Annotated in this window: 10 protein-coding genes and 2 pseudogenes; 6 read left to right on the top strand and 6 right to left on the bottom strand. The window is 69.8% G+C overall.

Annotation, left to right across the window (positions count from 1 at the left end):
• The 3 genes and pseudogenes from EJK91_RS20615 to ctaC form a co-directional block, all read right to left on the bottom strand.
• Positions 1–540, bottom strand: a pseudogene (locus EJK91_RS20615) (hypothetical protein); the annotation flags it as partial.
• Positions 541–670: 130 nt separating this feature from the next.
• Entirely contained in the window at positions 671–1,090 is a 420-nt protein-coding gene (locus EJK91_RS20610; protein WP_024440520.1) for a cytochrome c oxidase subunit 4, read from the bottom strand.
• A 10-nt stretch (positions 1,091–1,100) separates the two neighbouring features.
• On the bottom strand, positions 1,101–2,183 hold the full coding sequence (gene ctaC / locus EJK91_RS20605; RefSeq protein WP_036457039.1) for an aa3-type cytochrome oxidase subunit II: 1,083 nt from the start codon (positions 2,181–2,183) through the stop codon (positions 1,101–1,103).
• 193 nt (positions 2,184–2,376) lie between these two features.
• Between ctaC and asnB the strand changes: the two genes are divergently transcribed.
• The gene (gene asnB, locus EJK91_RS20600) at positions 2,377–4,323 is read left to right on the top strand and encodes an asparagine synthase (glutamine-hydrolyzing) (protein WP_125079835.1); all 1,947 of its coding nucleotides are present in this window, start codon (positions 2,377–2,379) and stop codon (positions 4,321–4,323) included.
• Positions 4,324–4,394: 71 nt separating this feature from the next.
• On the opposite strand, the gene EJK91_RS20595 is transcribed toward asnB, so the two are convergent.
• From EJK91_RS20595 to EJK91_RS20585, 3 genes are all read right to left on the bottom strand, one after another.
• Positions 4,395–5,369 (bottom strand): carbohydrate kinase family protein, encoded by a 975-nt coding sequence (locus tag EJK91_RS20595; RefSeq protein WP_125079834.1) that lies wholly within the window; start codon positions 5,367–5,369, stop codon positions 4,395–4,397.
• Positions 5,370–5,492: 123 nt separating this feature from the next.
• Entirely contained in the window at positions 5,493–5,849 is a 357-nt protein-coding gene (locus tag EJK91_RS20590; protein WP_024440524.1) for a HesB/IscA family protein, read from the bottom strand.
• Positions 5,850–5,947: 98 nt separating this feature from the next.
• Positions 5,948–7,078, bottom strand: coding sequence for a glycerate kinase family protein (locus EJK91_RS20585; RefSeq protein ID WP_046301460.1), 1,131 nt, complete (start codon positions 7,076–7,078; stop codon positions 5,948–5,950).
• 69 nt (positions 7,079–7,147) lie between these two features.
• On the opposite strand from EJK91_RS20585, the gene EJK91_RS20580 reads away from it, so the two are divergent.
• The 5 genes and pseudogenes from EJK91_RS20580 to EJK91_RS23055 all read left to right on the top strand — a co-directional run.
• Complete coding sequence (locus EJK91_RS20580) at positions 7,148–7,825, top strand: DUF3043 domain-containing protein (RefSeq protein ID WP_024440526.1); 678 nt, start codon at positions 7,148–7,150, stop codon at positions 7,823–7,825.
• Positions 7,826–7,857: 32 nt separating this feature from the next.
• Positions 7,858–8,916, top strand: coding sequence for a nicotinate-nucleotide--dimethylbenzimidazole phosphoribosyltransferase (cobT, locus tag EJK91_RS20575; RefSeq protein WP_125079833.1), 1,059 nt, complete (start codon positions 7,858–7,860; stop codon positions 8,914–8,916).
• Complete coding sequence (locus tag EJK91_RS20570; protein WP_024440528.1) at positions 8,913–9,647, top strand: adenosylcobinamide-GDP ribazoletransferase; 735 nt, start codon at positions 8,913–8,915, stop codon at positions 9,645–9,647. The genes cobT and EJK91_RS20570 overlap by 4 nt, the downstream gene beginning before the upstream one ends.
• A 125-nt stretch (positions 9,648–9,772) precedes the next feature.
• Complete coding sequence (locus EJK91_RS21995) at positions 9,773–9,943, top strand: hypothetical protein (protein ID WP_155943304.1); 171 nt, start codon at positions 9,773–9,775, stop codon at positions 9,941–9,943.
• Between the two features lie 141 nt (positions 9,944–10,084).
• A pseudogene (locus tag EJK91_RS23055) lies at positions 10,085–11,305 on the top strand (PGRS repeat-containing protein); the annotation flags it as partial.

Below are 11,305 nucleotides of genomic sequence, written 5' to 3'. Positions count from 1 at the left end.
GCTCGGCGGCGGGGGCGGCGGTTCCTCGCTGCTCGGCGGCGGAGGCGGCGGCACCGTGGTGCTGGTGCTGGTCCGGGTGATCTCGTCCTGTACCGGCGGCACCGAGACGGTGCTGCTCGTGGTGGCCGGCGTGGCCAGATCGCGGGTTTCGGTGCGGGCGAACAGCAGTGCCACCGACACCACCAGCGAGACCGCGGCGATGATCACGGTGACACCGACCACCCACGGCCACCGTGGTGTCTTCGCGCCCGGCTCCGGTTCGTCGGGCACGTCGTAGTTGTCGTAGTCGTAGAGCCGCGGATCCACCGGCACGTAGGGGCCGCTCAAAAACTGCTCGGATTCGGGCGCCGAGTAAGCCTGCGAATACGCGGTGCTGTCTGCCCGCGCGGCGGCCGGAGTGGCCGTCACATCGTCCAGTGGCTGAATCTCCCCGCCCGCGCCCGCGTCGGGGGCCATGTCAGCGGCTGCGTCCGGGGCCGGCTGACCGTTGCCGGAGCCCTCGTCTCCAGAGCCCGCCTCTGGGGGATTCGGCCCGCTCATTCCCGCCTATCCTTTTCAAACCGCCGCGCCACGACCTGACCGGTTGCGGTCGACATCAACCACCGTTGGTCATTGTGCATCGGCAACCCTACCCAAGCGGGTCGACACGGCGGCCGCAGCGGAGATCCGGTCAGTGTTTCTCGGCGCCGATGTAGTACTCGAAGACCAGTCCGGCCACGCTCGACAACACGAACGCCACGCCGGCGGCGATCAGCCACGGCAGCCACAGCGCGATCCCGACGGCCGCCACCGACCCGGACAGCGCGATCAGGATGGGCCACCAGCTGTGCGGGCTGAAGAAGCCCAGCTCGCCGGCGCCGTCACTGACTTCGGCCGCCTCGTAGTCCTCGGGACGGGTGTCCAGCCGGCGGGCCACGAACCGGAAGAAGGTGGCCACGATCATGGCCATCATGCCGGTCAGGAACAGCGCGGTGGTGCCGGCCCATTCCACACCGCCGGTGGCGAACTTCCCGGTCAGCACCGCGTAGATCACGCCGACCACCAGGAAGAAGGTGGCGACGAACTCGAACAGCCTGGATTCGATGCGCATGCGGTTGTCCCTACTTGTTGCTGGCTTGCGGGGCTAGCAGGCCACGGCGGCTGTCGAACGGGAACGTGGTGGTCGCCAGTGGGTCCTGTCCGATTGCCTCCAGCGCCTCGGCGTTGGTCTTCCCGGCGATGCGCTGGTCCAGATAGGCCTTGAAGTCATTGGGCGAGACCACCCGGACCTCGAAGTTCATCATCGCGTGGTAGGTGCCGCACATCTCAGCGCAGTGGCCGACGAACGCGCCTTCCTTGGTGATCTCGGCGACCTGGAAGGTGTTCACCTGGTTGTTGCGCTCGGGCCAGGCGATGACGTCACGCTTGAACAGGAACTCGGGCACCCAGAAGGAGTGGATGACGTCGGCCGAGTTGAGCACGAACTCGATACGCTTGCCACTGGGCAGCACCAGCACCGGGATCTCGCCGGTGGTGCCCACCGTCTCGATCTTGTCGAAGTTCAGGTAGGTGCGGTCCTCGGCGTTGAGTCCCTGGATCGGCCCGACCAGTTCCTCGCCGTGCGCGTCCACGCCCTCGGGCTTGGAGACCATATCCGCCTTGCGATCCGGGTCCGATCCGTCGTAGCCGCGGATGGTGCCGTCGTGGAAGTCGACCTTCTGGTAACCGAACTTCCAGTTCCACTGGAAGGCGGTGACGTCGACGACCACCTCGGGGTTGGGCTCGTGGTGCAGCATCTTCTCCTGCACGACGACGGTGAAGTAGAAGATCACCGCGACGGCCAGGAACGGCAGGACGGTGAGTCCGAGCTCCAGCGGCATGTTGTAGCCGAACTGGCGCGGCAGTTCGGTGTCGGTCGCCTTCTTGCGGTGGAAGATCATCGACCAGAAGATCATTCCCCAGACGAGCCCACCGATCACCACCGAAGCGATGACCATGCCGATCCACAGCTGGTAGTTGGCCTCAGCCTCCGGCGTGATGCCCTTGGGCCAGCCGAAGCCGACCACATCGGTCCAGTCGACGCTGCAACCGCTGAGCGTCACCGCCAGCAGTCCGAGCACGCTGACCGCGGTCAGCGGTCGACGCAGACGGCGATGTGCAACGCCCTGCCCGCGACGTGTCACGTTGGTGCCTCCTCGAGTCACAGAACGGGCCGACTGACCCGGCGGAGCAGTCGAATACTACGCAGCGTAGACCACCCGGATCACCGAGGTTCGATGTACCTGCCGGTTGGCCACCCTGTGTGTTGACCGCCTCAGCTGACTCCACCGGTTCTGCGCGGGCCTACATGGGCCTTCGCAGTTCAGCGCCGATACCGGTGCGGCATACTGGGACCCGATGTGTGGACTGCTGGCCTTCGTGTGTGCCCCGGCCGGCACAACACCCGGCCCCGATGTGGCCGAAGTCGCCGACGCGGTATCGCGCGCAACCCACCTGATGCGCCACCGCGGCCCGGATGAGCCAGGCGGCATCTGGGCCGGCGACCGGGTGGTGTTCGGGTTCAACCGGCTGTCGTTCATCGACATCGCCCATTCGCACCAGCCCATGCGGTGGGGTCCGCCAGAGGCGCCGGAGCGCTACGAACTGGTGTTCAACGGCGAGATCTACAACTACCTGGAGCTGCGCGAAGAGCTGGCCGCCGAGCACGGTGCGGTGTTCGCCACCGACGGCGACGGCGAGGCGATCGTCGCGGGCTACCACTATTGGGGCACCGAGGTGCTGTCGCGGTTGCGCGGCATGTTCGCCTTCGCGGTGTGGGACACCGTGGCCGGCGAGCTGTTCTGCGCCCGCGACCCGTTCGGGATCAAGCCGCTGTTCGTGGCGTCCGGCCCGGGCGGCACGGTGGTGGGCAGCGAGAAGAAGTGCCTGCTGGACCTCGCCGACGTGGTCGGCTTCGACACCGCCATCGACGCCCGCGCTCTGCAGCATTACACGGTGCTGCAGTACGTGCCGGAACCGGAGACGCTGCACCTCGGCATACGCCGGCTGGAATCGGGTTGCTACGCCCGGATTCGGCCCGGAGGCACTCCGGAGGCCACCCGCTACTTCCGGCCGCGGTTCGACGCCACCCCGATCACCCGCGACACCGAGCAGGCGCGCTACGACGAGATCACCGCCGTCCTGGAGGATTCGGTCGCCAAACACATGCGGGCCGACGTCACCGTCGGCGCGTTCCTGTCCGGCGGGATCGACTCCACCGCGATCGCGGCACTGGCGATGCGCCACAACCCCAAACTGATCACCTTCACCACCGGGTTCGAGCGGGAGGGCTTCTCCGAGGTCGACGTCGCCGCGGCCTCCGCCGAGGCGATCGGTGCCCGGCACGTGGTCAAGGTGGTCAGCCCGGCCGAGTTCGTCGCGGCCCTGCCCGAGATCGTCTGGTACCTCGACGACCCGGTCGCCGACCCCGCCCTGGTCCCGCTGTACTTCATCGCCGCCGAAGCCCGCAAGCACGTCAAGGTGGTGCTCTCCGGCGAAGGCGCCGACGAATTGTTCGGCGGCTACACGATCTATCGAGAGCCGCTGTCGCTGCGACCGTTCGATTACCTGCCGGCACCGGTGCGCCGATCCCTGGGCAAGGCGTCGCGGCAGTTGCCCGAGGGAATGCGTGGCAAGAGCCTGCTGCACCGCGGGTCGCTCTCGCTGCAAGAGCGCTACTACGGCAACGCACGCAGCTTCTCGGACGAGCAACTGCGTGCGGTGCTGCCGGGCTTCTCCCCCGACTGGACCCACACCGACGTCACCGCCCCGGTGTACGCCGAATCCGCCGGTTGGGACCCGGTGGCCCGAATGCAGCACATCGACCTGTTCACCTGGCTGCGCGGCGACATCCTGGTCAAGGCCGACAAGATGACGATGGCCAATTCACTGGAGCTGCGGGTGCCGTTCTTGGACCCCGAGGTGTTCGCGGTGGCGTCGCGCCTGCCGGTGTCGGCCAAGATCACCCGCACCACCACCAAGTACGCGCTGCGCCGTGCGCTGGAGCCGATCATTCCGGCGCATGTACTGCACCGCCCCAAGCTCGGCTTCCCGGTGCCGCTGCGGCACTGGCTGCGGGCCGGTGAGTTGCTGGAGTGGGCGTACGCCACGGTGGACGCCACCGGCGCCGACCACCTGATCGATGTCGCCGCGGTGCGCACGATGCTCGACGAGCACCGCGTCGGCACCGCCGATCACAGCCGTCGGCTCTGGACCGTGCTGATCTTCATGCTGTGGCACGCCATCTTCGTCGAGCACACCGTGGTGCCGACCATCAGGGAGCCGGACTATCCCGTGCGGCTTTAACCTCCGCGAGCAGACGCAAAAGCCCCCTGATTCGGCATGAATAGGGGGCCTTTGCGTCTGCTCGGCAAGATTCAGGTGAGCGCCGCGTCGATCTCGGCAGCGGCCGCGTCGCCGTAGGCATCCGCCAGCCGGCTCACCGCGGCGGCACGGTCCCATACCCATTCCTGGGTTCCGGTGGACTCCAGCACCAGCACCGCCACCAGCGAGCCGAGCTGCGCGGACCGCTCCAGGCTCAACCCGGCGCTGCGTCCGGTGAGGAAGCCGGCGCGGAACGCGTCGCCGACCCCGGTCGGGTCGGTCTGGGACTTCTCCGGAACCACGCCGACGTGGATGCGGGAACCGTCCGGCGAGACGATGTCGACGCCGTCGCCGCCCAGGGTGGTCACCCGCAGGCCGACCTGCTTCATGACCTCGGCCTCGGTCCAGCCGGTCTTGGACAGCAGCAGGTCCCACTCGTAGTCGTTGGTGAACAGGTAGTCGGCACCGTCGATGAGCTTGCGGATCTCCTCACCGGTGAGCCGGGCCAGCTGCTGTGACGGGTCGGCGGCGAACGCCAGTCCCAGCTTGCGGCACTCCTCGGTGTGCAAGAACATCGCCTCGGGGTCATTGGCTCCGACGATCACCAGTTCCGGCTTCCCGCCGGCCTCGACAAGCTGGGCCAGCGAGATGTTGCGGGCCTCCGACATCGCGCCCGGATAGAACGACGCGATCTGGGCCATGTCCTGGTCGGTGGTGCAGACGAACCGGGCCGTGTGCGCGGTCGTCGAGGTCAGCACGTGGTCGCAGTTGACCCCGTGCGAGACCAGCCACTGGCGATAGTCGGCGAAGTCAGCACCGGCGGCGCCGACCAGGGCGGCGTCACCGCCGAGCACGCCGATGGCGAAGGCGATGTTGCCCGCCACGCCACCCCGGTGCACCACCAGGCCATCGACCAGGAAGCTCAGCGAAACCTTCTGCAGGTGATCGGCCAGCAGTTGCTCGGAGAACCGACCCGGAAAGCGCATCAGATGGTCGGTCGCAATCGAACCGGTCACCGCAATCGTCACTGAACAATCCCCCTCATATCGTCACCGTTGGGCCTGGATGTGGGTACCCACGGTAGCGGCCCGGTACCACCGGTTCGCCGCCGGGCAGCACAAAACCCCCGGCGTTCAGGTGAAATCAGGTGCTCAGTTGAACGAGTCGCCGCACGAGCACGAGCCGCCGGCGTTGGGGTTCTCGATGGTGAAGCCCTGCTTGTCGATCTGGTCGGCGTAGCCGATCTCGGCGCCCTGCAGGTATGGCGCGCTCATCCGGTCCACGGTCAACGTGACGCCGTTGAACTCCGCGACCACGTCACCGTCAAGGCTGCGGTCGTCGAAGAACAGGTTGTAGCGCAGGCCCGCGCAGCCGCCGGGCTGGACCGAGATCCGCAGGGTCAGGTCGTCACGACCCTCCTGTTCCAGCAGCGCCTTCACCTTGGCCGCAGCCTCATCGGTCAAGACCACGCCGTGAGACTCGGTGGTCGACTGATCCTGAACAGTCATTGCGTCTCCCTATTGCGGTTGTTCATGGGGGCGGGTCCGGCCTCGACTCGAGGCGTTCGAACCCACCAGAACAACGATACCCTGCGCCAACGTGTTCCCTATCGCCCCGGCGAAGCCGCAGGACGGCCACCGATCTGTGCCGCCGTCACGCTGGTCAGCCCGATCAGCTGGTTGGCCGCGTCAACCAGGGCCAGCCGCACGGAGCCGGCGTAGTCGGCGATCGCCCGGGCGGCCACCACCCCGGCCGACCGCAGTGCGGGTTCGTCCAGGCTGATCTGTCCGGCCAGCACCAGCAGCGGCATCTCCCGCGCCCGGGCCGCGGCCGCCAGCGAACCGACCACTTTTCCGTGCAGTGACTGCTGGTCGAAGTGGCCCTCGCCGGTGACCAGGACGTCGGCGTCGGCGAGCGCTGCCTCCAAACCGGTGTGGCGGGCCACGATCGCGGACCCGGATTCGACGGTGCCGCCCAGGGCCAGCATGGCGGCTCCGATTCCCCCGGCCGCCCCGGCGCCCGACGCGGCGCTGGCCTCCCATCCGGCCGCGGCGTCCAGTTCGGTCGCCCACGCGGCCAGCCGGCTCTCGAGGACCGCGACCGTGGCGGCGTCGGCGCCCTTCTGCGGCCCGAACACGCGGGCCGAGCCCCACGGGCCCAGCAGCGGATGTTCCACGTCGCACGCGGCGACCAACTCGACTCCGGCGAGCCGTCGGCGTCCCGCGGCCAGGCCGCCCAGTTCATCGACCATGCCGCGACCACCGTCGGTGCAGGCACTGCCGCCGAGCCCGACGACGATTCGCTGCGCCCCGGCCGCCAGCGCCGCGGCGACGAGCTGCCCCACCCCCATGCTGTGGGCGAGCAGCGCCGTCCGGGACGACGGTGGTTCGCCGAGCACTCCCAACCCGCAGGCTTGGGCGCATTCCAGATAAGCCGTGCTGGTTGTCGCGTCCCAGACCCACTCGGCGTCGACCGGGTCATCCAGCGGTCCGCTGACCCGTGTCTGCTGCAGCGTGCCCAGCGCGGTGGCCAGCACCGCGACGAAGCCCGGGCCCCCGTCGGACTGCGGTGCGATCGCCAGCCGGTCCTGCGGCCGGCTGCGATGCCAGCCCGTCGAGATGGCGGCGGCGGCCTGCACCGCGGTCAGAGTCTCGCCGAAACAGTCCGGCGCGATGAGCACCCGAAGCATCCGCGCCCGAGGTCCGGCCGAGCCGCCGGAACCCGGGTGATCAGCCATCTGTGCAGCGTATCGAGCCGCGCGGACGGCACCGCAAGCCGGGCGGACCGGGCAAGTAATCTGGCGGGCGTGAAGGTGCCGGGGCGTAGAAAAGACGAGGCTCAGTCCGCTGAGCCCGTGGTCTCCGCCGTCTCTGTCGACGGCGACGAGTCTGTGGGCGCCGCTCGTGGCGGGGTCACCGCGCCCAAGGGCCGGCCGACCCCGAAGCGCAGCGCCGCAGCCAAGCGCCGCGGCCCGGTGGCGCCGGCACCGATGACCTCCGCGGAGGCGCGGGCCCGGCGCAAGTCGCTGGCCGGCCCCAAGCTGAGCAAGGAGGAGCGCCGGCTCGCGAAGGCCGAGCGCCGTGAGCGGATGGCCGACCGCCGCGCACGGATGCTGTCCGGCGACGAGTCCGCGCTGCTGGAACGCGACCGCGGCCCGGTGCGCCGCTACGTTCGCGACATCGTCGACTCCCGGTACAACCTGTTGGGCCTGTTCATGCCGGTCGCGCTGGGCCTGATGTTCATCATGATGGCGGTCCCGCAGGTCCAGTACTACATTTCGCCGGCGATGATGCTGCTGATGGTCTTGATGGCCGTCGACGGGGTGTTGGTTGCCCGCAAGGCCGGCCGGATGGCCGACGCCAAGTTCCCCAACAATGTCGAAAGCCGTTGGAAGCTGGGGCTGTACGCCGCCAGCCGCGCATCCACGCTGCGCCGCATGCGGGCACCGCGCCCGCAGGTGCGGCGCGGCGAGCGCCTCGACTGAGCCTGAATCGCGGCAGACAAACCTTGGATTCCGTGGATTTCCCGCCGGTCAGCCCACCCGATGCCACGGTGGCGGCAGCGGCGCGGGCCCGGCAGGACTCGCTGACCAAACCCACGGGTTCGCTGGGCCGCCTGGAGGCCCTGTCGGTGTGGGCGGCGGCCTGCCAAGGGCAGTGTCCGCCCCGACAGTTCGAGCGCGTCCGCATTGTGGTGTTCGCCGGTGACCATGGCGTAACCCAGAGCCGGGTGTCGGCCTACCCCGCCGAGGTGACAGCGCAGATGGTCGCCAACATCGACCGCGGCGGGGCGGCCATCAACGCGCTGGCCGCGATCGGCGGGGCCGGGGTGCGGGTGGTGGACATGGCCGTCAATGATGGTGCGACCGACTCCCCCGCGATGCCGACCGAGGCCAGTGCCTACAAGGTGCGCCGCGGCAGCGGCGACATCACCAGCGAGGACGCCCTGACCGCCAAGCAGACCCTGGCCGCGGTCGAGGCAGGTCGGCGCATCGCCGACGAGGAGGTCGACAGCGGCGCTGATCTGCTCATTCCCGGCGATATGGGGATTGGGAACACCACGGTCGCAACGACTTTGATCGCCGCGCTCACCGGCGCCGAACCCGCCGATGTCGTGGGTCACGGGACGGGCATCGATGACGCCGGCTGGGCGCGCAAGACCGCGGCGGTGCGCGACGCCCTCTTCCGGTCCCGGCCGCAGCACGGCGATCCGGTTGCGCTCCTGCGCTGCTGCGGTGGCGCCGACTTCGCGGCGCTGGCGGGGTTCTGCGCCCAGGCCGCGGTGCGGCGCACCCCGGTGCTGCTCGACGGGCTGGCGTCGACGGCGGCCGCTCTGGTGGCCGACCGGCTGGCACCGGGGGCCCGGGCCTGGTGGCAGGCCGGTCACCGCTCGCCGGAGCCGGCGCACGCGCTGGCCTGTGCGGCGCTGGGCCTCGAGCCGATCCTGGACCTGCAGATGCGATTGGGCGAGGGAACCGGCGCCGCGGTTGCATTGCCGGTGTTGCGCGCCGCTATCGCGGCGTTGTCGTCGATGGCGACCTTCGATGAGGCCGGCGTCAGCGACCGATCATCGTGATCGCTTCCCTGGCAGCGTCTTTCGCGTTCGGGACGATTCTTCCCGTTCCGGCCGGCCGGCCGCCAGGCCGCGGGGCGATGACCGCGTTCCCGGTTGTCGGCGCTGCTCTGGGCGCGCTGGCCGCGGCCGTGGTGTGGGCCGGTGGTTACGCATTCGGCCCGGGCAGCCCGGTGACCGGCCTGCTGGCCGTGGCGGCACTGCTGGCCGCCACCCGGGGGCTGCACATCGACGGAGTGGCCGACACGGCCGATGGGTTGGGGTGTTCGCGGCCCGCAGCGCAGGCGCTGCAGGTGATGCGCGAGGGTTCGACCGGCCCGTTCGGGGTGGTCGCGGTGGTGCTGGTGATCGGCCTGCAGGCGACGACTTTCCCGATGCTGAGCGCGGCACAGATCGGGCTCGCGGTCTGCGCGGGCCGGGTGGCTGCGGTGTTGGCCTGCCGGCGCGCGGTGCCGTCCGCGGCCGGAAGCATGCTGGGCGCCACGGTGGCGGGCAGTCAGCCGCTGCCGGTTGCGGCCGCCTGGGTGGCGGCACTGCTCGCCGGGGCGATACCTGTCGGCGCGGCGCCGTGGCATGGGCCGGTTGCCGTCGCACTGGCCCTGGGCTGCAGCGCGCTGCTGGTCAGGCACTGCGTGCGCCGCTTGGGCGGTATCACCGGCGATGTGCTGGGGGCCGTGATCGAGTGGACGACAACGCTGGCCACGGTAGCGCTCGTCGCACTGACCGCCGGTTGACCGCTTCTTCTTTTCGCATTTTTTCCGGACTCCTGGACATTTCTCCGCCATTATGTGTTATACCCAGATGACGGTTGTGAAAATTGCGGCGTCCATTAGCATCGTGGTCCGGGGGAGGACGCTGGATGACGCGCCATCAGAGCTATAGCAAGCGGAGTCGGGAATCACGCAAGGCGATGACCGACGGCACCGTTGACGACGACGTTGACGACGACTACCTCGCCTGTTGCGAGCGGGTGTCCCAGGATTGGCCGCTGGTGGCCGACGCGGACCTTCCGCCGAACCCGGTGACCTGACTCTTCCCCGGCACGCGACGCTGCGCCCCCGCCGCCTGCCCGTGCCCCGAAATGCAGTAGTCGACTACTGCATGCCCTCCTTGCCGGGCGTCATAGCGTCTGTGCTTATCGGATCACCAGGGCTTGCAAAGGGAATGCATCATGTCTGGTCAGCGCAACAGCAAACAACACCACGTCGTCCGGCTGGTCGGGCTCGGTAGCGCAGCCGGCGCGGTCTTGGCATTCGGCCTGGGACCGGTAGGCACCGCACCGGCCCAGGCGGACCCGTTCGACTGGATCGTCGACCTGTTCGATCCGGCCAGCTGGTCGTGGCTGGGCGTGGAGAACAACGCCGACCTGGACCTGGCGTACCTCGGGCTCTCACCGGCCGCCGCCGACACCGATCCCACCCTGGCCGAACTGTTCGACACCTGGATCTACACCCCGATCCACGACGCCGGCCAAGCCTGGCTGGCCACCCCATCCGGCATCGAGACCAGCACCTGGATCAACACCCTCTTCGGCAACGGCCAGCTGCTGATCGGCAACGGCGCCGACGGCGTCAGCGGCGGCACCAACGAACAGGCCGTGGGCGGCGACGGTGGGCTGTGGTTCGGCGACGGCGGACACGGTGGCACCGCTGTCGGCGGTTGGGGCGGCAATGGCGGCAACGCCGGGTTCTTCGGTAACGGTGGCGCCGGCGGCTACGGCGGTGGGCCCGGCTCCGGCGACTATCCCGGCGACGGCGGCGACGGCGGCAACGGCGGGATCTTCATGGGCCACGGCGGCGATGGCGGCGGCGGCGGAAACGGGGCCGCCGGCTTCGACGGCGGTCATGGCGGCGACGGCGGCGACGCGGTGAGTTGGCTGTTCGGCAATGGCGGAGCAGGCGGGCGCGGCGGGGACGGCGGCGACGGAGCGGCCGGCGGTGTGGGCGGCGACGGCTGGTACGGCGGCGACGGAGGAAGTACCTTCGCCCTCGTCGGTGACGGGGGCATCGGCGGAGCCGGCGGCAACGGCGGTGACGGTGGGTCCGCAGGCGCCGCCGGTACCGGTGGTGACGGAGGTTACGGCGGCCTGGGAGGCAACGGCGGCGCCGCCGTGACCGGCGCGGGCGGCGGCGGCGGGGCTGGTGGAAACGGCGGCAACGGCGGCAACGGCGGGACCACCTCCGGTCACGGCGGCGATGGCGGGGTCGGCTGGGGCGGCGGACGCAGCGGGAGCAACCTCTTCGACAGGTACTCCGGGACCGGCGGATCCGGCGGCCGCGGCGGTGACGGTGGCGACGCCAGCGTCGCCGGCTACTCGGCGGGTCGCGGCAACGGCGGTGGATGGGGCGGCTTCGGTGAAGTCGGTGGAGCGGGCGGCGAGGAGTCGCTGTAC

It is taken from the genome of Mycobacterium sp. P7213 (assembly GCF_900604305.1).
GTDB lineage: Bacteria > Actinomycetota > Actinomycetes > Mycobacteriales > Mycobacteriaceae > Mycobacterium.
The sequence above is the reverse complement of the archived record's forward strand: the minus strand, read 5'-3'. Positions and strand labels throughout refer to the sequence as shown.

Bases quoted from the DNA above. Each gene is read 5' to 3' on its own strand.
- EJK91_RS20610 (WP_024440520.1), bottom strand. From the start codon at position 1,090: ATGCGCATCGAATCCAGGCTGTTCGAGTTCGTCGCCACCTTCTTCCTG.
- asnB (WP_125079835.1), top strand. From the start codon at position 2,377: ATGTGTGGACTGCTGGCCTTCGTGTGTGCCCCGGCCGGCACAACACCC.
- EJK91_RS20590 (WP_024440524.1), bottom strand. From the start codon at position 5,849: ATGACTGTTCAGGATCAGTCGACCACCGAGTCTCACGGCGTGGTCTTG.
- EJK91_RS20585 (WP_046301460.1), bottom strand. From the start codon at position 7,078: ATGGCTGATCACCCGGGTTCCGGCGGCTCGGCCGGACCTCGGGCGCGG.
- EJK91_RS21995 (WP_155943304.1), top strand. From the start codon at position 9,773: ATGACGCGCCATCAGAGCTATAGCAAGCGGAGTCGGGAATCACGCAAG.